The sequence below is a fragment of the Litorilituus lipolyticus genome, assembly GCF_006439335.1.
GTDB lineage: Bacteria > Pseudomonadota > Gammaproteobacteria > Enterobacterales > Alteromonadaceae > Colwellia > Colwellia lipolytica.
The window spans coordinates 107,650-133,480 of record NZ_SAWY01000036.1; the positions used below are offsets into that span (position 1 = coordinate 107,650).

Annotated in this window: 17 protein-coding genes; 11 read left to right on the forward strand and 6 right to left on the reverse strand. The window is 38.1% G+C overall.

The window, feature by feature from the left end:
• The first annotated feature begins 41 nt into the window (after positions 1-41).
• The 5 genes from EPA86_RS13970 (at position 42) to EPA86_RS13990 (ending at position 6,278) form a co-directional block, all read left to right on the forward strand.
• Positions 42-1,247, forward strand: coding sequence for a glycosyltransferase (locus EPA86_RS13970; RefSeq protein ID WP_140604651.1), 1,206 nt, complete (start codon positions 42-44; stop codon positions 1,245-1,247).
• Positions 1,248-1,250: 3 nt separating this feature from the next.
• Entirely contained in the window at positions 1,251-2,753 is a 1,503-nt protein-coding gene (locus EPA86_RS13975) for a lipopolysaccharide biosynthesis protein (RefSeq protein WP_140604653.1), read from the forward strand.
• Entirely contained in the window at positions 2,754-3,899 is a 1,146-nt protein-coding gene (locus EPA86_RS13980; RefSeq protein WP_140604655.1) for a carboxylate--amine ligase, read from the forward strand.
• Complete coding sequence (locus tag EPA86_RS13985; protein ID WP_140604657.1) at positions 3,896-5,047, forward strand: DegT/DnrJ/EryC1/StrS family aminotransferase; 1,152 nt, start codon at positions 3,896-3,898, stop codon at positions 5,045-5,047. The genes EPA86_RS13980 and EPA86_RS13985 overlap by 4 nt, the downstream gene beginning before the upstream one ends.
• Positions 5,048-5,123: 76 nt before the next feature.
• On the forward strand, positions 5,124-6,278 hold the full coding sequence (locus EPA86_RS13990; protein ID WP_140604659.1) for an acyltransferase family protein: 1,155 nt from the start codon (positions 5,124-5,126) through the stop codon (positions 6,276-6,278).
• On the opposite strand, the gene EPA86_RS13995 is transcribed toward EPA86_RS13990, so the two are convergent.
• Positions 6,275-7,330, reverse strand: a complete 1,056-nt coding sequence (locus tag EPA86_RS13995; RefSeq protein WP_140604661.1) for a hypothetical protein — start codon at positions 7,328-7,330, stop codon at positions 6,275-6,277. The genes EPA86_RS13990 and EPA86_RS13995 overlap by 4 nt on opposite strands.
• Before the next feature lie 150 nt (positions 7,331-7,480).
• On the opposite strand from EPA86_RS13995, the gene EPA86_RS14000 reads away from it, so the two are divergent.
• The 4 genes from EPA86_RS14000 to EPA86_RS14015 all read left to right on the forward strand — a co-directional run bounded on the left by EPA86_RS14000 (position 7,481) and on the right by EPA86_RS14015 (position 16,102).
• Entirely contained in the window at positions 7,481-10,750 is a 3,270-nt protein-coding gene (locus EPA86_RS14000; RefSeq protein ID WP_170309666.1) for a right-handed parallel beta-helix repeat-containing protein, read from the forward strand.
• Positions 10,751-10,830: 80 nt separating this feature from the next.
• Positions 10,831-12,003, forward strand: coding sequence for a hypothetical protein (locus EPA86_RS14005; RefSeq protein WP_140604665.1), 1,173 nt, complete (start codon positions 10,831-10,833; stop codon positions 12,001-12,003).
• Positions 12,004-12,151: 148 nt separating this feature from the next.
• Positions 12,152-13,570, forward strand: a complete 1,419-nt coding sequence (locus tag EPA86_RS14010) for a mannose-1-phosphate guanylyltransferase/mannose-6-phosphate isomerase (RefSeq protein ID WP_140604667.1) — start codon at positions 12,152-12,154, stop codon at positions 13,568-13,570.
• A 93-nt stretch (positions 13,571-13,663) separates the two neighbouring features.
• Positions 13,664-16,102 (forward strand): hypothetical protein, encoded by a 2,439-nt coding sequence (locus EPA86_RS14015; protein WP_140604669.1) that lies wholly within the window; start codon positions 13,664-13,666, stop codon positions 16,100-16,102.
• A 37-nt stretch (positions 16,103-16,139) separates the two neighbouring features.
• On the opposite strand, the gene EPA86_RS14020 is transcribed toward EPA86_RS14015, so the two are convergent.
• Genes EPA86_RS14020 through prlC form a run of 4 tightly spaced genes read right to left on the reverse strand, consistent with a single transcriptional unit; the run spans position 16,140 to position 20,328 of the window.
• Positions 16,140-16,802, reverse strand: coding sequence for a glutathione S-transferase family protein (locus tag EPA86_RS14020; protein WP_140604671.1), 663 nt, complete (start codon positions 16,800-16,802; stop codon positions 16,140-16,142).
• Positions 16,803-16,854: 52 nt separating this feature from the next.
• The gene (locus tag EPA86_RS14025) at positions 16,855-17,568 is read right to left on the reverse strand and encodes a DNA-3-methyladenine glycosylase I (protein WP_211664941.1); all 714 of its coding nucleotides are present in this window, start codon (positions 17,566-17,568) and stop codon (positions 16,855-16,857) included.
• The gene (locus tag EPA86_RS14030) at positions 17,555-18,241 is read right to left on the reverse strand and encodes a hypothetical protein (RefSeq protein WP_140604673.1); all 687 of its coding nucleotides are present in this window, start codon (positions 18,239-18,241) and stop codon (positions 17,555-17,557) included. Before EPA86_RS14030 ends, EPA86_RS14025 begins: the two co-directional genes overlap by 14 nt.
• Positions 18,242-18,267: 26 nt before the next feature.
• Complete coding sequence (gene prlC, locus EPA86_RS14035; RefSeq protein WP_140604675.1) at positions 18,268-20,328, reverse strand: oligopeptidase A; 2,061 nt, start codon at positions 20,326-20,328, stop codon at positions 18,268-18,270.
• A gap of 170 nt (positions 20,329-20,498) precedes the next feature.
• On the opposite strand from prlC, the gene gorA reads away from it, so the two are divergent.
• A complete protein-coding gene (gorA, locus tag EPA86_RS14040) occupies positions 20,499-21,851 on the forward strand; it encodes a glutathione-disulfide reductase (RefSeq protein WP_140604677.1) in 1,353 nt (450 codons plus the stop codon).
• A 64-nt stretch (positions 21,852-21,915) separates the two neighbouring features.
• Here gorA and EPA86_RS14045 read toward each other — a convergent pair whose 3' ends face one another.
• Complete coding sequence (locus EPA86_RS14045) at positions 21,916-22,365, reverse strand: DUF4399 domain-containing protein (RefSeq protein WP_140604679.1); 450 nt, start codon at positions 22,363-22,365, stop codon at positions 21,916-21,918.
• Positions 22,366-23,000: 635 nt separating this feature from the next.
• Between EPA86_RS14045 and polA the strand changes: the two genes are divergently transcribed.
• Positions 23,001-25,772, forward strand: coding sequence for a DNA polymerase I (gene polA, locus EPA86_RS14050; RefSeq protein ID WP_140604681.1), 2,772 nt, complete (start codon positions 23,001-23,003; stop codon positions 25,770-25,772).
• Positions 25,773-25,831 lie beyond the last annotated feature (59 nt).

The window sequence follows — 25,831 nt, forward strand, 5'->3', positions numbered from 1 at the left end:
TGTAGTTAAGCCTTAGCACTAGAAGGATAGAATAATAAATAATGATGAATAATAAGGTTCTAATGGTAGCTCTTGAACTGCCACCATGTCGAAGTGCCGGCGTGCAAAGAACACTGCGTTTTACTGAATTTCTTGCAAAATATGGCTGGCAACCTCATGTTATTACGGCAAGTGATAATATTTATGATCGCCGCGATGAGACTCAGACTATTGAACCTGAAGTAGCGAAACACATCATTCGTGCAAAGAGCATCGATGCATCAGAAAGTCTTGCCATCAAAGGACGTTACTTTCAATGGATGACCTTGCCTGATAGATATTGGCCTTGGTATTTTGATGCGGTAAAAAAGGCATCTGCCGTGATAGAAAAAGAGCAGCCTGCAGTTATATGGTCAACTTACCCTGTATTAACGGCGCATTTAATTGCGAGAAAGTTAAAGAAAAAATATGGCATTAAATGGGTTGCGGATTTTCGAGATCCTCTTCAGTGTCGCTATGATAATAAAGCACAGCAGTATGCCTGGTTAAAAAAATGGTTAGAAAAACGTATTATTGAAAGTGCTGATAAAGTTGTATTTACCTCTGAGCGAGCAGCTAATTTTTACCGTGAACTTTATACGGAGCAAGCTGCTGACAAGTTTATTACCATTGAGAATGGCTTTTATGGGGATGATGCTATTCAGGCAAATCACCTAGAGCCATCTAGAGAAAAATTTAAATTATTATACAGTGGGTCTCTATATGCGAATGGACGAGATCCTTTACCATTATTTAAATCGATAGCTGAACTGAAGAAGCGAGCTTTGATAAATAATAAAAACTTTGTGTTAACTTTTCGACCAGGTCAAAAATCAACTTTTGAAAAGGTTCTAGTGGCGCTAGATATTAATGATATCGTTGAGTTTTTACCATCATGTTCTTTTGATGAGGCTGTTGCCGAAATGAAGTGCGCATCAGCAACCGTGTTAATACAAGATGACATTTTTAAACGACAAATACCGGGTAAAATATATGACTATATTTTGGCTCGTCGGCCTATTCTAGCTATTACGCCGAAAAACTCGGCAACAGCAGATCTTATTAACAAGATATCTTATGGCTTTTCAGCACAAAATGAACAAGAAATTACCACGTGTCTACAACAGTTAATTGAACATGACATAGCTTGTAATGAAGATATCAGTCATTATTCACGTGAAAGTAAAACCGCACAACTTGCAAACGCCTTTGATGCGTTAACGGAATAATGAATGTCTAGTTTACGTAGTAAGACGATTAAGGGTATTGCGGTACTTGGTGCGGGTAAGAGCTTAGGAAAGCTGGTTTCTTTTGCTAACACTTTAATACTAGCGCGTATTCTTGCGCCAGAAGACTATGGCTTGATGGCCATGGCGATGGTGGTGGCTGGATTTGTTGGTTTCTTTAATGAAATTGGTTTAGGAAGTGCCATTATTCAGCGTAAAGAGGTTTCTTCAGCACAGTTATCAGGGGCTTTCTATATAGCGTTGATAACCTGCTCAATTCTGTATTTTATTACATATATTTCGGCACCTTATGCAGCAGCCTTTTATGAAAACGAACAAATAGAATTACTTCTTCAAGTATTAGCCATAAGCTTTTTCTTTGGTGCTATTAAAACGGTTCCTGATGCGTTATTGGTTAAAGAGATGAAGTTTAAGGTGATTGCTGGTATTGAGTTTTTCTCAATTATTTTGGTTTGTGTGGTTACACTTTCCTTGGCGCTAGCAGGCTTTAAAACGTGGTCTTTAGTGTATGGTTTCCTTGCAGGGGAACTATTTAAGACGATATCTATTCTTTGGTTATCTCAATGGCGACCTAGCCGCACAGGCAGTATTAGGCAAGCCGCTTCATTAATGAAGTTTGGCTTAACCGTAACTTACTCCCGTTTAACTTGGTATTTATATACCAATGCCTCAACATTGATTTTAGGACGAGTTGCGGGTGGCGCACAAACGGGTATCTATAGTATGGCAGCAACTATTGCTACTTTGCCTACTTCACATATCACTAGTTTAATTATACAAGTTGCTTCCCCGCTATTCTCAAAGCTACAAGAGGATATGCAAGGACTAAATAATGCCTTGCTAAAACTGAGCGCAGGCATTTCTTTGGTAAGTTTTCCCGTGTTGACGGGCATGATGTTAACCGCAAATGAATTAGTGCCTATTTTGCTTGGCGAGCAGTGGTTAACAGCCATTATCCCTTTGCAACTAATGTGTATTCGTGGCTTTTTTAAATCAATTGATCCATTACTTACCCAAGCATTTATTTCTATAGGAAAAGCCAACATTACCGCCAAATATACCTCATTTTGTGCTGTGGTTATCCCTCTGAGTTTATTACTCGGTGCTTTACATAGTGGTATAAATGGTGCGGCGTTTGGCGTTGCTATAGTATCACCGCTGCTGTTGAGCGTATTACTTTTTTTAGCAAAAAAACATTTTCAACTTTCCATAAAGAGTTATTTTGCAAAACTGCTATCGCCATTACTTGCTAGTCTTTTCATGGCGTTTATTTTGCTTAGCTTCGAGTGGTTTATGCTTCCCATACTAGGTGTGAACATTGTGTTGTTATTAATGATTAAGGTTGCTTTAGGCGTAGCATCGTATAGTTTTTGGATTATTTACGTTCAAAAAGATGGCATTACTTTGCTGCAAACGGTACTAAGTGATTTAGGTGTGTCACAGCAAAAATTAAATCGTTGGCCGTTTAGTCGAGTGGAGGTTGAATAAGTGAAGCATATTCAGGTTGTTATACTTGGCGGCTCAGCAAATGCGTTAGGTATTTTAAGATCCTTAGCACCTTATGCTCACTGCTTGGTTTTGCTTGATGATAAGAATTCGCCAGTTTTTCATTCTCGATTTGGCTATAAAAAGCTAGTCAGTAGTACTAAAACTGATGCAATTGTTGACGAACTAAAACAGCTAGGTGAGTTATTTGACAACCCTCCAATACTTTTTATTAGTGAAGAGAAGTCTGTTGAACAAGTAAGTTTACATAGAGAAAAATTAAAGCACCTTTATCATTTATTGATGCCATCACATCAGTTAGTAACACAATTACAAGCTAAACAGCATTTTCAAGCATTAGCTGAACAGTATAATGCGCCAATTCCTCAAGCAATCTCGATACAAAGCATTGAGGATATTAATACGGGTGAAAAATTGAATTTTCCCTGTGTTTTTAAGCCTCTTTATCAAGATGCTGGTTATTCAAAACAATTTAAAAAAGCTTACAAGGTTGAAAGTCTTGAGCAAGTGTCAGCGCTGTATAAAAAAATACAACCAATAATGCCAGATATGCTGTTACAGGAGTGGCTACACGGTAAAGATAGCGATATTTATTTTTGTTTAGCGATTTTTAATGAAAATAGTGAATTAATCAGTAGTTTTTGCGGCCGAAAAATACGCTCATGGCCTTTAAATATAGGTGGAACAGCGAGCTGTACTAATGCACCAGAAGCCCATCAAGCATTAACAGATATTACCGCAAGTTTTGCCAACAAAATAGCATATCAAGGTTTACTCGGCATGGAGTTTAAATATGATGATGTGCGAAAAGGTTACTATATGATTGAACCAACAGTCGCTCGTACTGATTATCAGCATGAAATAGCAACCTTGTCTGGTCACAACCTATTATTGCAATTGTATCGTTATGCTAAAAACGAACCTATTCCCGACTTTTCATTGGCACAACATTCGGTTATTTGGCGAGATGAAGTGGCGGATGCCAATGCTTTGGCACATGGGGCTGATAAAAGCGAACCTACCCCCGCGCAATCATATAAGGCTATTCAGCGCTTGAGTGATCCCTTTCCATATCTGTTTAACTTGTATCAGCGAATTAAACGTAAGCTAGCCCCGATGAAATCATGAAGTTTATCAAACCTGAAACAGCTGTTTGGCGAACAAAAGAATGGCTGGGCATTATTAAAAACTTACTTTGTGCCAGGGTGAGTCAAGGGCAAGCAATCGATGAGCTACAGCACTATTTAGCACAAGCTTATCCTGAATCTTCAGTCATGCTATTAAACTCTGCGAGGGCTGGTTTGGCATTAGCTTTAGGTGTATTTCAACAAAAAGTACCAACAAAGTGTGAAGTGATAATTCCTGAGTATATCTGTGACAGTGTGCCTAAAGTGATTTTGTCTTGTGGATTAACGCCCATTTTTGTTTCTGTAAAAAAAGATTTAAACCTTGATGTTTCAAAGCTTGAAGAGAACCTCAATAACAATACTCTCGCCGTGATTTTGCCTCATATGTATGCGAAAGCTGCAGATATAGCGCAAGCAGAAGCCATGCTAATGGCTAAAGGTGTTTTTTTAATTGACGATGCCGCTCAAGTTGCAGGGGTAGAGATAAACAATAAACCGCTTGGTTCTTTTGGTGATGTAGGCGTGTTAAGCTTTGCTCAAGCTAAAACCATTGTTACTGGTGTTCGAGGCTCAGGCGGAGTGTTATTTATTAATAATAAAAAATTATTGCCATTGTTTAACTTGCAAACGTTACCGAAAAATACAGGAAGAGCATTTCAGTTATTGCACTTTTTATTCGCCTATAAATGGCAAGGTTGGGCAAAAAAGTTAGATTATTATCTGCAAAGACTGCACGCTAAACTGTTTAAGGATAAGCCCAATGACTACTACTCAGAGATAAAGCAAATATCAAATTTGGAGGCAGATATAGCTCTCGCGCAATTTTCAAGTTTGTCGTCTAGAATTCAACAAAGTAAAGAAATTATTGCTCAATATTCTCAAGCATTGAGAAGCTGTGAAGGTGTGTTATTGGTTCAGGTTGATCGTGATGATTTATACCTAACCCGCTTAATTATTCAAAGCCAAGTGACACCACCAAAACAACTTGCTGAACAATTAATAAAACAAGGCATAAAAACAAAATTTGTTTATGGCACAGGCTCTAAAGTATACGATGGTTCATATTGTTCCGGTTTGCTTGAGCTGCCATTGCAAGGGCTTAAACTAAGTCAGATTGAGAAAGTTGTACAAGCTGTAGTTACACATTAGAAACAGATTAATTTGATCTATTAATTGTTTACTAGATATGGAAGTGATCATTTTTATGATTAGTTAAGGAAAACTTATGAATAATTCTAAAATGTCTCAAGAGTTATCAATTTATTTGGATTTATGTCGGTTTATAGCTGCAGTGGTAGTTGTGTTAGCACACTTAATTCATTTTGATATAGCAACAGGTGATTGGATTCGTTGGTTGCCATACAATGGCAGAGATGCTGTTATTTTGTTTTTCTTGCTTTCAGGTTATGTAATTTCATATACCTGTGAACAAAAGCAAGATACCTTGAAGACGTATGTTGTAGCACGTGCTACCCGTATTTATTCTGTAGCCCTACCTATTTTATTATTAACAGTCGCCGTAGATTTAATCGGCATACAGTTTAATCCAGATAATTATACGGGCTTATACCAATATGAAAAACTCTATATATACATTCCATTTCATTTGAGCTTTCTTGGAGAAGTTTGGACGATATCTGAGCAGCCATTTACAGTACCGCCATACTGGTCCTTAGGGTATGAGGTGTGGTATTACGTGTTATTTGCTGCGTTATATTTTTACTCAGGTGTTAAACGGGTAATTGTTTTTTCAATACTCTTTTTATTTGTCGGCTATAAGTTATGGCTGTTATTTCCTTTGTGGTTAATGGGCGTTTGGCTATATAGAAACCACCAACGCTGGCCTTTAAGCCAGCTGATGGCAAATATATTATTTTTCGGTAGTATATTTGGCTATCTAGTGTTTAAACATACAGGAACGGATAAATATTTAATTGAACTTGGTCAACAGATATGGCCATTTGCTTCATTATCTTTAGGTAGCGCTAAAAAATATTTAAGTGACTATGTTGTTTGTTTTTTTGTGTTAGGTCATTTGTATGCGGCTAACTATGTGAACTTAACTTGGATAGTGAAATTCAAAAAGCCCATAGTTTTACTTGCTTCTTATACTTTTACACTTTATTTGATTCATGCGCCTGTTATGAAAACTGTTGAACATAATTGGCAACTTGAAACTGAGGCGATAAGCACCAGCATTTTTATCTTGTTATTAGTTGCTTTTAGTACATGGAGCATAGGTTTTATCACTGAGCAGCGAAAACACAAGTTTAAGCCCTTAGTTGTGTTGATAGTTAACTTTTTCGTGGGAATGTTCAGCTTTTTTCCGCTGCTGGTAAAAATGATAAAACCGAGTCGCGCAAAAAACTACGAAGGCTAATAACTTATTTTTAATAACAATGCTTTTGCGTCGTAATGCATTATGTTAATTGGCGTGAATAGTAGCTGATCATCAGGAATTATACCTGATGGTGGAAAAATATAGGCGTATTGACTTCTGCCTGTTAAGTGCTGTGCTTGATAAGGTAAGGTAAGCAATTGATGCCAAGTTTCACCCGTTTCGCTGAAATAAAGACTCGCTTGTTCTAAGGTGTCTTGTTTTCTACCAGGCTCGTAAGTGACACCTAATACCATAGCACCTGATTGAGTTTGTGCCATGTGATAGGCAGGGTTGCCAATAGTGGCTATTTGCTGACGTTCGCCTGAAGTTAAATCGAGTCTATAGATATGGTTTATCGCTTCTTTGGGCGCATCTTTGCCCGCATCCATACCCCAAACTAAATGGTTTTTCGTTATTCCTAAAGAGACTGCTCGCCAGCTTTGATCGCCCCCATTAAAACGATGTAGCGTTTTAAATTCATCATCGGTGTAATAAAAGCTAGATTCACTATCACTATCACCTGTAGTAATCCAGAGTCGTTCTCGGTATTTATCCCAGTAAATTCCGTGTACATGCTTTATTTCATTAACTTCAAAAGTATGACAAACCTCGGTTTTTTGACCATTTTCACTAATACGTATTATGCGAACAGCTCGGGTTATACCATTAATGTATTCACCAAAATAAACATTGTTGGAAACAGGATGTATAGCAATACCGTTACGTAAAGGTGGCGCTATTTTATGGGTTTTAATGTCGTAGACACTTTCGGCAACGCCTGCATTACTTTGAGCGGTATAACGATAAATTTTGTCGTAGATAATGATAATAGTGCCATTATTAAGTTGTACCACGTGACCTAAACCAAGAGAGTTGGACAATGCTCTGGCAATAAAGCTACGCTTGAGATAGTCTTTCAAACGACCAAGTACACTATTATTGTGAGGAGGGATTTTACAAATTTTTTGTAATTTTTTACTTTGATAGTGATAACTAAAAACAAAATGATCATGGCTACATAAACAGTAATCAGGTGTTGAAAACTGAGCCATGAGTTTCTTCTTGATAATGTGAATTTGAGTTGTCATTAAATTATTTCTATTAGGTTCTAAACTTGTTGATATGCTTTATAACTGGCATATTAGCTTAATAATAGGGTGTGAAGGAAATGTTAACACTCGTTCGATTATTATGGAAATATGATGCGCTTTTTCATTACCTTACTTTATCTACTTATAGCCTACGGTTCCCTTTTTCCTTTTGATTTTTCGCTTATAGAGTTTAACCAAAACTATCATCATATATTGCGCTTTAAGTTGACAAGTTTAGGAGATACCGTGGCAAATATAGCGCTATTTGCTCCTTTAGGGTTGTTTTATGGGTTAATGAATAACTATATAAGCCAACCACTATTGAATAGTCGGTTATTATTGAAAGTGGCGTTTTTTGCGATAATTTTGCAGTTGCTGCAAATTGCATTACCTACGCGTGATCAAAATATTGTTGATGTTATCTTTAATTTAGCAGGCTTTGTTGTTGGTTATTATGCTGTCTTTATATTGAGGTTACCGAATCAACTTCCGACATTAAAACTACAGCATTTACCCATAGCAATTGGGCTACTTTATATCTTGTCAGAGCTAGTACCTTTTGTGCCTTCAATCGACTTTCAGGCCATTAAAGATAGTATTAAGCCCCTATTATTATGGCCCGGTGTAGATGTTGTTTGGCCAATAATATTTTCCAGTGTTTTATGGTTGTTGACGATTAGGCTTTTTTCATTTCAATGTGATTATGTACCTGTAAAAAGAGCGGCTCAAGTGTGGTTGTTCATGATAGTCGCAAAAATCCTAGTTTATGGTGTTTCGTTAAGCTATGTTGATCTTATAGCACCTTTAATTGCGATAATGCTTGCTTCTTTTCTTACTCTACAAGGTGAGAGCTTCACAAAGTTACTTCTTTCTGTGGTGCTAGCTTGTTTCTTAACTTCTTCAATGGCAAGTTTTGGTGATAAAAATATCACTCTTGAGTTGTTTATTCCTTTTCATGGCTATTTATCAGGTCATTTGGCTGTTGCTGTCCAGGGTGTGCTATTTAAACTGTTTTTGTTTTCTGCGGTTATTTGGTTAGCCTTTGAGCTTATGTGGCCGGTGAAAAAGGTAGCACTATTATTGGGCGCTTTAGTACTAACAATTGAGTTGGCCCAGCTTTTCATGCCCAGTAAAACAACAGACTTTGCCGATGTTCTACTAGTTTATCTAGCCTATAGGCTAGTGCGAAATTTAGGTGATTTTTTAGCTTCGCACCAAGAGGCTGTCGCTGATAATTCGGTAGCATTGAATACTAAGAAGCAAGTAAGTCTTAACATAAATATGCAGCCTACTAGGTTAAAACAAATTATTATTTTTAGTGGTGTATTCTTTTTGCTATATCTTGGCATTAACACACTCTTTTCATTGTCTGCGTTACCAACTAATGTTGTCGAATTATTTAGACATCAGGGATCCCTTACTGATGTATTTTTCTTTTTTATTTTCTTGATTATATTTGCAACAAGTAGTGCATTGATTGTTAGATACTTAACCGAAATAGACACAGTAAAAGTGAGTCAGATGTTAATATTACATTTTGCCCTGCTATTCTGTTGTTTTGTTGCATTATCTCTTGCAGTAACGTTTGAAAGTATTGAAGATATTGTTGGTTCAGCTAAGTTGCCACAACTACTTTATAAACACCAAACATCAGAGCACTTTGGCATGGTGTTAGTAAAAGTATTTAGCTTGACTAATATAGCTATTGCAGCGCGTTATCTAGAATTTTCATTTCGCTTTATCTTTTTAGTTACCCTTATTCAGACACCTTTAACCCTATGGCTATTGATTAGCCATAGCAAGCTCTCAGCAGCCAGTAAACTCAAAGCCACATGTGTTAGTTTTGCCCTGATTATCCTTGCTTATTTAGTTGTGTTTACTTTTGCAGTGACCGATAACCTTACTGAACTTATTGCGAGCCCTTTGTTATTTGTTGTAGCGCTGATGCTGTTAACAGTGAGTACTGTCTATTCAATCATCCAAATTAAAAAAGGGAGTGTTATTCAAGCCATTATAGTCACTTGCTTATTTGCTGGTTTATCATGGTTTTTAGCACAATATGTTTTTGAAACAGTCATTATTAAATATGGCCACGTTTTTTCTGCTTTTGATTTTATATTAGCTGGAAGTAGAGAAGATAAAATTGTAACCAGTGCATTAATGATCAGGTGGTCAATAGGTATTTTCCTTGTGCAATGGGTGTTTATATTGGGCTACTTTTGGCTTGAATCCATTAAATCTATCAAGGTAAATCGTGCCGCTATACCGTTAATAAAAAAAGGTACCGTTGTTGTTTTGGCTATTGCATGTATTGTTTATGTCGGTAACCGTTTGTTTGGCGAGCAATTACATTGGCAGACCTTACAGCAACATTTCGCTAATACTCATAAGCAAAACTATGCCATTGATTCATCCACAGCCTACCTTCCTAAGACTATTACCGCGGGACAAGTATTCCTAAACAATGAGCCTATGGTTGACTTGAAGTCGGCTTTTGAGCTTGCTCAAGATGGCGACTTCATTCGATTAAGTACTGGTTTTTATCAACAAGCGGCCATTTTAAAGGCGAGCAATGTTTCTATCATTGCCGAGAAAGGAGCGGTTCTTTTTGGTAAAACTGTTGAAGGTAAAGGGGCGATCGTTATTAAAGGCGATAATACCTATATTGAAGGGCTTGAGTGTCACTCTATTTATGTGCCTGATAATAATGGTGTTTGTGTTCGTTTAGAAGGCAAGGGACTTACCTTAAACAATGTTTACTTTCATCATGCACAAGGTGGCTTACTGGGTTCGCCAAAAGGGGGGGATATTCGAATAGAACAGAGTCGATTCGAACATTTAGGAGATGGAGCGTTTTACCATGGTATTTATACCTTGGAGCGTACACGATTATTTATCAATAACTCTTACTTTTTGAATAACCGTAATGCTGGGCATGAAATTAAGTCACGTTCATCTCACACTGAGATAGTAAACTCGACAATTGCAGCCAGTCAAAGTCGAGATAGCCGATTAGTTGATGTACCTAATGGTGGTGTCTTTGTGTTACGAGATAACTTATTAGTTGAAGGAATTTATAGCGAGAATCATGATTTATTAAGCTGGGGAGTTGAAGGTGTTAAACATTCGACAGGCTCTATCATCATAGAAAACAATGTTTTCATCTCAGATAAAGCAAAAGCCCGATTAATTTCGTTACGTGATAGCCCTAAAACTCTACGCGTAGTGAACAACATAGTAATCGGTCAAATTTTAGGGTTTACAAAGGAAGATAATCTTTTCTTTACTAATAGGGCAGAGGCCTCATTACCCAGGGCACCACAATTACCCTTGCTTTCAAAAGAGCAAATTCGTAAGGATAAGAAAAAATATGAGTACTAAACTATACTCAGTTTACTGTTGGAAATATGAAACTGATTAATTATAACGGTAGTTTTATTATTGAGTTAAGGGAGTGATATATGCTTAGACTGTCTGTCACAATTACACAATTGTCATTACAACATATCAATAACAGACAGAGATTATCAGCGGTTGTTGATAATGAGCTTTTATATCTGGATTTTCCTAATACCATTCAACTTGAGGCAAGAGGTGAGGCCTTTATCGCCATTGCTTTGCTAGAGGCGATGGTCAGTAATTTACCCCTAGAGTTAAGTGATGATATTCCAGTATCACCTCTGTTAATAGAACGACTCGATAAGCTACAAGATATTTACTGTTTTTGGAACACAGATTTACATAAGGTTGAAATAACGGGCGGCAAACGAATAGCCAGTAGCAGTAATCAGTTTGTTGGTTGTTTTTATTCTGGCGGCGTGGATGGTGCTTATAGTTTTTCTAAACATATTAATGAGGTTACGCATTTAATTACGCTTTCGGGCTTTGATGTTTTAGAGAACAAACCTCAATGGCAGAATGTAGTGAGTAACAATCAATCACTTGCAGATAAAATGTCAGTTTCTTTTGTTGATATTGAAAATAACTTTCGACAATTTAGTGAGCAAAGAAAAATAAGTAAATTTTTTGTGCATGGACTCATCCTTGCTGGCGCTGGTGTTACTTTAGGTTTTTCAAAGGTATACATACCAACAGGATTAACAATTGATAATGTTTATCCTTGGAGCTGTCATCCTTTAACTGATCCTCTATGGGGGATTGAGCATAGAAAACTCGTACATGACGGTATTGAAGTGTCACGCTCTGATAAGCTGAAATATTTGGCAAATTTTCCCGATTTATTAAATAACTTACAAGTGTGTTGGTCGAGAATTGATCATAATTGTGGGCAATGCTCTAAATGCATAAGAACACGGGCAAGTTTACATTTATTGAACATGACCTGTGAGCGCTTAGCTGCAATTGAAGACATAAATTTGTTAAAGGGTATGACTATTAATGGTATTTCAGGCTTACCTGTTATAGAAGATCTTTTGGTACTTGCTAAGCAGCAAAACCGCCCAAAAGAAGCTGCAATTTTTCAACGTATTATTACCCGCTATAAAATAAAATATCATCTTGAAGAGCTAGCTAAGTTGCTTCTTGGTCAGCGATTAAAAAATGTTGTCTCTAGGTTTAGTAAGGACACATGGCGAAAATACCGAGTTACCATGGAAGGCAAAAAGATTAATTAAAGCATTTTTAATGTTCTACATAGCTTAATTAAACTGGCTGAGTCATTAGGAATAGATAAATACTGTTTAGTTATTTCAATCCACTATGCCATGGCTTATCATAAAGCTATTGAACTTTACTCTAATTAAACTCATTAATGGAATCTACATGAGCCTAGCAACTATCTTTCCTGCGATTATGTGCGGAGGCAGTGGTACACGCCTTTGGCCTCTTTCTCGAGCCTTATTTCCAAAGCAGTTCTTACCATTAGTAAATAAGACCAGTATGCTGCAGGATACTTTAGTTCGACTGCCTGAATTGAAAAATGAACCTGTTTTCATTTGTAATGAAGAGCATCGCTTTTTATTAGCTGAACAAGTAAGGCAACTTGGCTACAAAAATCATTCTATTTTATTAGAGCCCGAAGGTAGAAATACAGCACCAGCTATCGCTTTGGCGGCCATTGACGCCTTAGCAAAAGATGATGATGCTTTGTTGTTAGTTTTAGCGGCAGATCATGTTATTAAAGATGAGCAGGCTTTTCATGTTGCTATTGAACAAGCAAGTATTGCTGCACAGCAAGGTAAATTAGTGACATTTGGTATAGTCCCTACCCACGCAGAAACAGGCTATGGTTACATTAAAAAAGGCTCAGAGCAGCAGCAAGGCGCTTTTTCGGTAGCACAGTTTGTTGAAAAACCTAATCAACAAGTAGCAAATGAGTACCTTTCATCAGGTGAATACTTATGGAATAGCGGAATGTTTTTATTTAAAGCACAGCGCTACTTAGAAGAATTACAAAAATATCGTCCAGATATTTTAGAGAGTTGCCAAAAATCGATGAAAAACACTCAACAAGATTTAGACTTTGTGCGACCAAACAAGTCAGACTTTTTATCTTGTGCTAATGAATCTATTGACTATGCTGTAATGGAGAAAACTGATTCAGCAGTAGTGATACCACTTGATGCTGGCTGGAGCGATGTGGGTTCATATTCTGCGCTTTGGGATGTTTGCGATCAAGATGAAAACAGTAATGTACTTAAAGGTGATGTTATAGCTCAGCAAACCTCGAGTAGTTATATTCATAGCCAACATAAGTTGGTGGCTACACTAGGTGTTGAGAACCTAGTAGTTATTGATACGCCCGATGCAGTGTTAGTTGCCGATAAAGATAAAGTGCAAGACGTTAAAAATATCGTTGCGCAACTTAAAGTGGAAAATCGCTCAGAAGCATCACTGCATAGAGAAGTCTATCGCCCATGGGGTAAGTACGACAGTATTGATATGGGCGAGCGCTTTCAGGTAAAACGTATCACAGTTAAATCTGGTGCTAAACTCTCTGTACAAATGCACCACCACAGAGCTGAGCATTGGATTGTTGTATCTGGTACTGCAAAAGTGACCATTGATGAAAAAACGGTCTTATTAAGTGAGAACCAATCAGCCTATATACCAATAGGTGCTGTACATGCATTAGAAAACCCAGGCAAGCTTCCTTTAGAAATGATTGAGGTACAATCAGGTAGCTATTTAGGCGAAGATGATATCGTCCGCTTTGAAGATAGATACGGTCGTGCAGAATAAGCAGAGACTGTGAAGAAAAATATTAAGTAGTTATTTGTTCAGGTAGGCGTAAAGGAACTCAGAAATATCTTTCTGAGCGAAAGGAAGGAAGAAATGAAGCAATTAACTACAATTATATTTAGCCTTGCTGTTTTTTTGTTAACAGCCTGTGGCGATAGTTCTAGTGAGCAGGCGAAGGAACTGCCTATTCAAGACCCACCTGTCGTTGTTCCGCCAACACCACCAGTTATTGTACCCGATCCAGAACCAGAATTTTGTGCTAATCAAGCTACTGTAAGTGAGCATAGTTTTGATGCAGAGTACCCAGCGAGCGATCCTGAAAGTACTCCTCAAGAAACCTTGTTAACAGAGTTTGTTGTTAAGGAAACTTCTGGTTTTGGGGTGACTAACTACCCTATTTCGATGGTTTTTCCTTTGCCTTATGGGCAATATTTTTATGGTAGTGATTTTCATATAAAAAATGCACAAGGAGAGGTTATTCCTGCGCAATTTAATGTGCTAAATCGTTGGTGGTCAAAAGATAAATCCTTAAGACATGTGCAAGCCCACTTTAATGTAAATGTAGCTGCCTATCAGCTTGCTCAATCAGGTTCAGGTAGTCAAAAGCTCTTTTTATATGCTGGCGCTGAGAATGTTACACCCACCAATGCGGTATGTATAACCGAAGATGACAGAGCCGTTAACATAGATAATGGCTTAGTGGCTATCACCCTTGAGAAAGCGCCTTTTACTATATCAACACCTGCCGGTAAGTTGAGTTCTAATTTTTTCAACGAACAAGGTGAACTTGATAGTTCATTTAATCATGAAAATATTCAGATAGAACTTGAGGAAGTTGGTTTTCAACGTACCGTGGTGAAAGTATCATCATTAACTCGTTATAATAGTCCAACATCAATAAAACATGGCTGGGCACTAAGGCTATATGTCTATGCTAACTCGCCTTTAGTTAAGGTTGATTTTCAATTACAAAACTCTGCTATTAACACTATTTATTCCGCACCGCTATATTTCAAAAGCCATGAATTAGTACTTGATAACGCAGGTTCGGTAAGTGATGCTGAAAAAATTGCCCAACAAATAAGTAAGCAAGAAATTGAGTCAGGCGCTGCTGGCTTTATTGCCGGTGAAAATGCCAATGTGTTTTTCAGAAATTTTTGGCAGACATTTCCTAATGGCCTGAAAACTACGGCGCAAGGAAAGCTTCATATTGAACTTTGGCCAAGCTGGTCAAAACAATTTTTACATAGTGACTATATTGCAGGCAACTATTATTGGCTTGATGATATGAAGCACAGTTATAAAGAAATCATGTTTGATTTTTCAAAGGGCAATGAAATAGCGTCATTAGAATCAATAGCAAAAAACTTTCAACATCCTCCTGTAGCTGTACTACCTCAGCACTATTATCAACATGCTAAAGCGACCTTAAATTTGGGAGGGTATTTTCCTTTAAGCGATATACCCACTGAATTGAGCCGACTTCCGCAATATCAAAATGCTGACTTTACTGAAATATTTTTTGGTGCAGCAAAATTTGGGCAAGATAATTTTGCAATAGACCTTTATCGAAAAATACGAACAGGCAACGGTGGAGGCTGGGCATACTCTAACCGACAGTTTTTTGCTTCAGGCAATCCGAAGGATTATTACTTCGCCCAAGACATGGCAAAAGCTGAAATAAACATAAGACCGCAATGGCTTGCAGGTTATACACATCAAGAACATTTTGAACAACTCAAACCTTCAACTAACCCTTATGGTGGTGATACTTGGAGAAAGTTTGTTAATAATCAATCCTCTACGTTGATGCGAGATTATATTGAGGGTAGCCAACAAGTTGCTAACCCAAGAGACGATCAACATGCTTGGTTTTATCATATCGAGCAAGCTTATTTAATGTCAGGTAACAAATGGTTGAAAGATTGGTTTGAGTTTATGGCTCAATTTAAGCAAGTGTATTTGCAAGAACTTGATCCTTGGCCAGATCGCTCAAATAGAGGAGAAGGACAAGCGGTAAATATTGCCCTTGCGGCATACCGAGTGACAGGTGATTCTAGCTTAGGTAATTTATTGAATGGTTATACAGCAAATATACATAGTAAGTACTTACTTGCTCCACATAATATATCTATTGGTAGACTAGATAGAGAAAACCCTAAAGCAGCTGTTTTCCAACAAGGCTATTTAGTGAAGTCGTTTATTGATATTTATAATGAATTTCCAAATCAGGAAGTAACGTTAACGCTTATTAAGAATTACGTAGATTGGAATTTTGCCTATTCAAATTTTAATTATTACCGTAGCGTTATTGATTATGAGGTAACGCAATCTGCATCAGGCTCTAGCATGACGTTTGTTGATGCCGCTATATGGTATTCATTACATAGTAAAGAAAATAAGTATGCTGAACATGCGATAAATTTTGTCCAACAAGGGGTTGGTGGTGTGAGGGCTTATGGTAATTGGGGGCCATGGTTAGGACAATATGAGGGGCAGCTATACAATTATTATTTACAAAACACCCCATAATTGTCCTATTTACGCTAAGTTATTTTATAAAAATAACTTAGCTATTGTATGTCTTGGCCTCAGCAATTTTATATTTAGATTGTTCTTGGCCAATATTTTTAATTCTTTGAAATGCAGGCCTTAATTTCATACGTTGTAAATACGCTAAGGTTTGTGGTTGGTAATCCTTTGTTAATCCAAGCAATTCACCTAAATATAAAGCGTAAGTAATGGCAATGTCGGCAATAGTAAAGCGGTTTGCACAAAGAAAAAGGTTGGTTTCTAAGTGATGATTAATACGTTTTAACCGTGCATGAAACCACAACCTATAATCTTCAGCAACCTGTGGTTGAAGGCGCTCAGGGGATTCAAATTGGTCATAACGCAGCACAATAGATAATGGAAAAGTTAATGTTGCGTCACTATGAAATAGCCAATTAAGAAAATCGCCGTATTCGGGGTGTTCTTTTGGTACAAGTAGTGATTGTTTGTCATATTTTTCAGCAAGAAAAAGTAGCATTGCAGATGACTCTGTTAACTGTGATGTTCCATCAACTAGATAAGGTACAGTCCCCAATACATTAATATCTTTGTACTCTTTTTGATGAAATCTAGGCGGAAATGGTAAGTTCACTAATTCATAGTGTAATGCCATCTCCTCTAGAGCCCATAGTGGTCTTAATGAACGAGTATTATGGGCATGCCATAGTTTGATTGTCATTTCACGCCTTGAATCATTTAGTTAAGTAGGTAAGTAAATTTAGCAATAGCTATTAGACTTCATCAAGTTGAACGTAATTATCGCCGTTGGCGAAAGCAATTAAGCGGCTAAGTTGAGCATAACTATAACCCGTATCTGCGTGTAATTGATTAAAGTAGTTTTGGATAGCTTCAAGACTTCGCTTACTGTGTAAGCCACCATCAATAATTTTTTGCGCGCGCAAATAGGCTTCAACATCTGAACTTAAAATAAAAGTATCTTTGCCTAATAATCGCAAGGCGTATGGTCCAGTATTACCACCCAATCGTTGTCCGTGTTTTTTAAGCCATAACCATAAACCAATAATATTGGTGCTTGGCCAGTCTGCGATAAACTGGGCAAAACTTTGCTTTTCTTCTATTTGCACATCAAAAATCATTTGCGCATTATCTTTAATGGTTTTTACTTTATTGAAGTTACGTATGATTTTAGGATCACTGGCTTTTCTTTCGAGCATTTCCTCTGGCATCATCAGTACTTTTTCAATATCAAAATTAAAAAAAGTGCTTTCAAAGTCAGGCCATTTATTCTCAACAACACGCCAGACAAAGCCTGATTTAAAGATTTGCTTAGTAAATGCTGCTAAAATTCTATCATCAGAAAGTTGGCTTAAGTGCTCCTGAGCAATATTTTCACCCATAAGTAAGGTTAAGGCTTGTTCCCCGCCCTTACGTTTGGCTGCTCGAGCATATAAATCGCTAAAATTTTCAGGTTTAATCGAATTCATAAGTGTAGCTAATTCCTAGTTTGTTATTGGTGCCATAATCATCATCTGAAACAAAGCCGAAAACATTAAAGGATTGCTGCTCATTAATTTTATAGCTAGCACCTGCTCCACCCCAGACATTGCGATAATCACCAGATCCAGCCCCACCTCCACCAAAAGTCATAAAGGTCCAGTTATCATCAATGGGTCTTAAAGCCATAACACCTAAATAGCCACCATTGCTAGTGTTTTGTACCATTACCACATCATTTAAGCTTATAATTTCATCATCATTAATGGCTATTTCACCGTTAGTGTGGCTAAAGCCAGCCATGGGGAATATCATCCATTTACCTGTATCTATACCTAAGGCAGAAAGAGGCAGGAAGGTGCCAACTGAGTAAGTTTTTTTGTGGCCGCCATCATCATATTCAGAGCGGCTAAATGAGAAGTTCACAATACCGAAATTAAATAGCCAAGAGCCACCTAATCGCCATTCATCCCCTGTAATATTCGATCTGGCATTGAGCTTTCGCACTTGATCGAGTGCCAGAGAGCCTGAGACTGTTAGGTTATCGGTATAACCTGCACCGATGCGAGTAATGACTTTAGTAGGATCTTCATGATGCTTTTCCTGCGCAAAAAGAGAAAAACTGCTTAGTAACCCCAATGCTAGCAGGAAAACTTTATTCATGAAGATACTCAACTTAAGTTAGATTATTAGGCATTGATACCACTATGCGTTAATAATGCATCAATTTTTGGGGCTCTACCACGAAATGCTTTAAACAGTTCACTGGGTTCTTCTGAGCCACCCTTTTCTAAGATGTTATGTAAGAAAGACTGGCCGGTAGCTTCATCGAATATACCTTGTTGTTCAAATAAGCTAAATGCATCAGCTGATAGCACTTCTGCCCATTTATAACTGTAATAACCAGCGGCATAGCCACCACCAAAAATATGACCAAAGCCATGTTGGAATCGATTAAAGCTAGGTGTTTTGATTACGGCATATTTATCTCGAACCTTGTCTAATGTCTGTTGAATATGCAGACTGTTATCAGCAGTAGGGTTGTAACTGGCGTGCATGATGAAATCGAAAATACTAAATTCAAGCTGACGTAACATTTGCATTGCTGATTGAAAGTTTTTGGCCGCTAGCATTTTATCAAGTAGCGCTTGTGGTAGCGGCTCGCCTGTTTCAAAGTGACCAGAAATAAAGGCTAGGGCTTCGGGTTGCCAACACCAGTTTTCTAAAAATTGACTTGGTAACTCAACCGCATCCCATGGCACGCCATTAATTCCGGCGACGCTACTGGCGTTAATTTGCGTTAACATGTGGTGAATACCATGACCAAACTCATGGAATAAAGTGACTACTTCATCGTGAGTAAATAAGGCTGGTTTATCGCCAACAGGGCCATTAAAGTTACAGGTTAAATAGGCTACTGGAAATTGAATATTACCATCAGCTAATTCACGTCTTCCTACGCAATCATCCATCCATGCGCCACCACGCTTTTTCTCTCGAGCGTATAAATCTAAGTAAAAGCTGCCGCGCAAGTTATTGTTGGCGTCGAAGACGTCATAAAAGTTCACGTCTTTATGCCAAACATCAACGCCTTTTCGCTCACTTACCGTTAAACCAAACAAGCGATGAACCACTTCAAACAGGCCTTTTACTACGGTGTCTTTAGGGAAATAAGGACGTAATTGTTCATCGGAAATGGCGTACCGACTTTGCTTTAATTTTTCGCCATAGTAAGCAAGATCCCACGCTTGAAGATTTGATTGGCCAAACTCTTCCTGTGCAAATTGGGTTAACTCATTAAAGTCTTGTTCGCCTTGATGTTGAGATTTAACGGCGAGATCCTCAAGGAAACTCATCACTTCTTGGGTGGAGTTTGCCATTTTCGTGGCTAATGAGTGCTCAGCATAATTATTAAAATCAAGTAATAGCGCTAACTCATGTTTTAAACCAAGCAGCTCGTTCATTATGTCACTATTATCAAACTCACCGGCATTAGGCCCTTGATCTGAAGCGCGAGTAACAAAGGCAGTATAAAGTTGTTCACGTAATGCAGCATTATCGCAGTACATCATAACAGGCAAATAACTCGGGTAATCTAAGGTAAAGCTATATCCTGATAACTCTTTACTGGTTGCTAGCGCCTTGGCTGCAGCTAAGGCACTATCGGGCAACCCTGCCAATTCTTTTTCGTCTTCAATATTAACGGTAAACGCTTGCGTTGCATCTAACACATTGTTACTAAAACTTGAGCTGAGTTCAGATAAACGACTAACAATTTCACCATAGCGTTTTTTGTCGTCATCATTTAACGCAATGCCAGACAGTTTAAAGTCTCGTAGCGCATTAGTGATAACTTTTTGTTGAGCAGTTGATAACTGAGCAAATTCATCACTGCCTTGAATATCTTGGTAGGCCTTGTACAGTGCTTCGTGTTGTCCTACAAAGGTGCCGTATTCTGATAATAACGGTAAGCATGATTCATAGGCTTCACGCAATTCATCATTGCTTATAACAGAATTCATGTGCGATACAGGTGACCATAGTTTTTCTAACACATCATCGGCATCATCCAGTGGCATCACTAAGTTTGCCCAAGTATATTTCTCATTGTTAGCGAGCGATGCTGCGATTGTTGCTTTGCATTGCTTAATAGCTTCTTCAACGGCCGGTTTTACGTGCTCTGGTTTGATTTGAGAAAAAGCGGGTAAATGTGATTTTTTAATATTTTCAGGTAATAAAGGGTTAGTCATGATGCAGGCTTATTGGTGATTAAGTAATTATTATGTATGCCCTTAGTAAGAAAAAATCAAGGGTCGAGATGAAATATATCGCTTGAATTTACTGTCTATTGCACATATATCTTGTAGTACTAAGCTAATACATATAACTGTAGTTAGCGATCAATATTTTTGGAGAACTCATGACACAACATTTCGATTATTTAGCCATTGGTGCAGGTAGTGGTGGCATAGCCTCTGCAAATAGAGCAGCGAGATTAGGCAAAAAAGCGGCGGTAATAGAGGCCAAATATATTGGTGGTACTTGTGTCAATGTTGGCTGTGTGCCTAAAAAGGCGATGTGGTACGCTGGGCAAATTAGTGATGCATTAAAGTACGCGCATGATTATGGCTTTAATGTTGAGAATAAAGCGTATGACTGGGCTCGTTTAGTTAGTAATAGAGAAGCTTATATTGAGAGAATTCATGCGGCTTATCAACGTGGTTTTGATGCCAATGATGTAACGGTTATTCAAGGGTTTGCCAAGTTTGTAAATAAGAATACCGTTGAGGTTAACGGCACCCTATACACTGCTGATCATATTACTGTAGCGACAGGCGGTCGACCGTCTATTCCATCTATAGCAGGCGCGGAATACGGTATAGATTCAGATGGCTTCTTTGCTTTAACAGAACAGCCTAAATCTGTTGCTGTGGTTGGTGCTGGTTATATTGCAGTTGAATTAGCCGGAGTATTTCACGCGTTAGGTACAGAAGCTCATTTATTAGTGCGCAAAGAAAAACCATTACGTGGCTTTGATGATATGCTCAGTGACACCTTAGTTGAGCAAATGGCTAAGCATGGTCCAACTCTGCATAATCACAGTACACCTGAACGTATTGAAAAACTGGCTGATGGTCAGCTGATGGTGCACTTAACTAACGGTAATACAGTAGGCCCCGTAGAAAAACTGGTTTGGGCCATTGGCAGAGAGCCAGCAACAGATAATATCAATATTGAATCAACAGGTATTGAACTAGATGAGCGTGGTTTTATTCCTACCGATAAATATCAAAATACCAAAATTGAAGGTATTTATGCGGTGGGTGACAACACAGGGCGTGCTCAGCTTACACCTGTTGCTGTGGCCGCCGGTCGACGATTATGTGAGCGTTTATTTAACAATAAGCCTTATGAGCATTTAGATTATAACGATATTGCGACTGTAGTATTTAGTCACCCTGTTATTGGTACAGTCGGTTTAACCGAACAAGAAGCGATTAATCAGTATGGTGAAGAGCAAGTAAAAGTCTATACCTCGCAATTTACCGCGTTATATCAAGCAATGACCGAAGAGCATAGAGACCCAACACGTATGAAATTAGTTTGTGTTGGTAAAGAGGAGCGCATAGTAGGTATTCACAGTATTGGCTTTGGTAGTGATGAGCTATTACAAGGTTTTGCTGTAGCGATGAAAATGGGCGCGACAAAAGCAGACTTTGACAACACTATTGCCATTCACCCAACCTCTGCGGAAGAATTCGTAACGATGTAAACGGTGAAAAAGAGTTTAAAAAAGGGGCAATCAGCCCCTTTTTTTATCGAACAAAAGCAATGATTTATTTCACCGTGATGGTGATTTTCTCAGAAACTACAGCAGGGCTATGAGGAATATGACGATGATCACCCAAAATTAATTGTAAGGTATGCTTGCCTTTAGGCAGGGTGAGCGTGGTTTCTGTTTGTCCACCGCCAAAATGTTTTACATCGCTACCTAGTGGTCTATCAAGTGGCGGTAATTTATCCATATCAACTAATAAGTGATGATGGCCCGTGTGCTTTTTCTCGATGCCAGCTGGTGATACCCCCATATCTTTTAAACCAAACTTTATTGTGAAAGTTTCGCTAACCGTTGCACCATCGGCTGGAGAAATAATATAAGCATTGGCTGTCTTAGGTGCGACAGATTGTTTAATATGATTTCCTTCACCATGATCGTGAGCAAATGCCATTGGGCTCAAAGCAAGACTTGCCAAGGTGACAAGTGATAAGGTTGATAACTTATTCATTTTTTATTCCTTGTTGTTTTTATTAGTTCAGTTTTTATACAAACGTATCTTGTGTAACGTGCAAAGGTAGTTGACTCAAATTAAACTGTCAATTTTTTGCTAGGTGAGTCATTTAAAAGCTCAACATTTTTAAGTAAAAAGTTAAGCAGAAAATTTTAAAATTAATTAACACTTCTTGCCAACGCTTATGAAACCTAGCTTATGTTTTTTTGTTATTTATAGCTGTAATTAATCTTTAAAAAAAGTTTAATATTGCGCTGGTAATCGTGTCAGATTCTGATAATCTTTTACCTCGTTATTTACTTGTTGCTTGTTTTTTGCACATGACGTATTTAACAGCGATAATAATTTATCCACATATAACAAAAATAATAAAGAAAGGTACTAAAAGGCATTAGTACACGCATTTTTCTAATTAAATCAAACGCATGATTAAGCCAAAGCAAAAAGAATTCAATTCTATTTTGGCGATAACTCCTGTTCGTTCACAAAGTTATCCACAGTTTTTTTGACATTAATCACATCTGAATTGACTAAGAATGTGGTGGCAACCTTCGCTTTATGGCATCCTTAGCCAACTTTAGCCACTTTTGAAAATTCTTTTTACGCTTATGTCCAATGCTACTGACACTACTTTGCAAAATTCACCTCTTTCACCGTTAATTTTGGTTGATGGTTCTTCCTATTTATTTAGGGCTTATCATGTGCCTTATTTACAAGCGCTTTCTACGGCATCAGGACAGCCAACAGGGGCAATAACAGGTGTTTTGAATATGATTCGAAGCCTGAAAAAAGATTACCCTAACGGCAATGTAGTGGTAATTTTTGATGCTAAAGGTAAAACCTTTCGTAATGACATGTACCCAGAGTATAAAGCTAATCGCCCTCCAATGCCTGATGACTTACGCACACAAATTGCGCCGTTACATGAGATTATTGCCGCAATGGGTCTACCATTATTAGTGATACCCGGTGTTGAAGCGGATGATGTGATTGGCACCTTAGCAAAGCAAGCTACAGAGCAGGGCATTGAAACGGTTATTTCGACTGGTGATAAAGATATGGCGCAATTAGTCACCGAGCATGTGCGATTGATTAATACCATGACCAATGTTGAGATGGATGTTGCAGGGGTTAGTGAAAAATTTGGCGTTCGCCCTGATCAAATTATTGACTACCTAGCCTTAATGGGTGACAAGGTTGATAACATACCAGGTGTTGTAAAGTGTGGTCCTAAAACTGCCGTTAAATGGTTAACTGAGCATGGTACCCTTGAAAAGGTCATTGAAAATGCTGACAAAGTTAAAGGAAAAATTGGCGAAAACTTAAGAGATGCGCTTGAGCAATTACCATTATCTTATCAACTCGCCACGATTAAATGTGATGTTGAGTTAGATCAAACGGTAGCGCAATTACAACCGAGTTCGCCTGATAAAGAAGCCTTGGTCAAGCTTTACCAAACCTTTGAACTAAAACGCTTACTTGCTGAAATAACCGGTGGAGAGCCTACTGAAGAGCAAGACCGTAAAACTGATACTAAGGTGACTCAACCTGCAAAATCAGGCGATATTGTGGTGACACCTGTTGAGGTTAGCGAGACAGAATATGACATTATTTACAGTAAGGAGTCACTGCAAAAATGGTTGTCGCTGTTAGAGAAGAGTGAGCGGTTTGCATTTGATACTGAAACCACAAGCGTTGACTATATGAAAGCTGAACTTGTAGGTTTATCATTTGCTTGTGAAGCTGGTAAGGCTGCATATGTACCTTTGGCACATGATTATGCCGATGCACCTGAACAATTAGAACTTTCTTGGGTATTAGCACAATTAAAGCCACTACTAGAAAGTAAAACCGTTCACAAAATTGGCCAAAATCTTAAATATGATGCCAATGTGCTGAGTCATTACGATATTAATATGCAGGGTATTGAATTTGATACCATGATTGAATCGTATTGTTTTAACAGTGTCGCTACACGCCACAATATGGATGCCTTAGCGACCACTTACCTAGATTATAAAACGGTACATTTTGAAGATATTGCTGGTAAAGGGGCGAAGCAATTAACCTTTAATCAAATTGATGTTGAAAAAGCGGGTCATTATGCTGCTGAAGATGCTGATATTACCCTTAGGTTACACTTAACACTGTTTCCAGCTCTTGAGCAATTACCAGAGCAATTAAGCGTTTTTAACGACATTGAAATGCCATTATTGCCAGTACTTGCCCGTATGGAACAAGGTGGTGTATTAATTGACAGCGATTTACTTGATGAGCAAAGTCAGCAGTTAGGTCAGCGCTTAAGTGAACTGGAGGTTGAAGCACATAATTTAGCCGGGCAGAGTTTCAATTTAGGCTCTCCAAAGCAGTTGCAGAAAATTTTATTTGAAGACTTAAAAATCCCGGTCATCAAAAAAACACCTAAAGGAGCGCCTTCAACGGCTGAAGAAGTTTTACAAGAGCTTGCCCTTGATTATCCTTTACCGAAAGTGATTTTAGAAAACCGCGGGTTAAGCAAGCTAAAATCAACGTACACCGACAAGTTGCCATTAATGGTGAGTAACAAAAGTGGCCGCTTACACACATCTTACCATCAAGCAGTTACGGCAACGGGACGTTTGTCGTCAACAGAGCCTAATTTACAAAATATTCCAATTCGTAGTGAGCAAGGTCGAAAAATTCGTCAGGCATTTATCGCGCCTAAAGATCATAAAATTGTCGCGATTGATTACTCACAAATTGAATTACGAATTATGGCGCATTTATCTAATGATAAAGGTTTAGTAACGGCCTTTAGTGAAGGCAAAGATATTCACCGAGCCACAGCGGCAGAAATATTTGCTGTAGAACTAGATGAAGTGACTAGTGATCAGCGCCGCAGTGCGAAAGCCATTAACTTTGGTTTAATTTACGGTATGTCTGCTTTCGGGCTTGCGAAACAACTAAATATTGGCCGCAATCAAGCTCAAGATTATATGGATAAATACTTCCAGCGTTATCCTGGCGTATTAACTTATATGGAAGAGACTAGAGAACAAGCCGTAGCACAAGGCTATGTTGAAACACTATTTGGTCGTCGACTGTATTTACCTGACATTAATGCTAAAAATGGTATGAGGAAAAAAGCGGCAGAACGTGCCGCGATTAATGCGCCCATGCAAGGTACTGCAGCTGATATCATCAAAAAAGCCATGCTGGCAGTTGATGAATGGTTACTAGCTCAAAATGATGACCGAGTAAAAATGACCATGCAAGTACACGATGAATTAGTGTTTGAAATTCATCAAGATATTGTTGAAGAAACCACTAAAAAGTTGGTTGAGTTGATGAATGATGCGGTAGAGTTATCTGTACCTTTGATTGCTGAAGCTGGTATTGGTGACAATTGGGATGAAGCACATTAATTACTCAACAATGAAATAATTCTGACCTTTTAGCGTTCATATAATATGCGCGGTGGTTT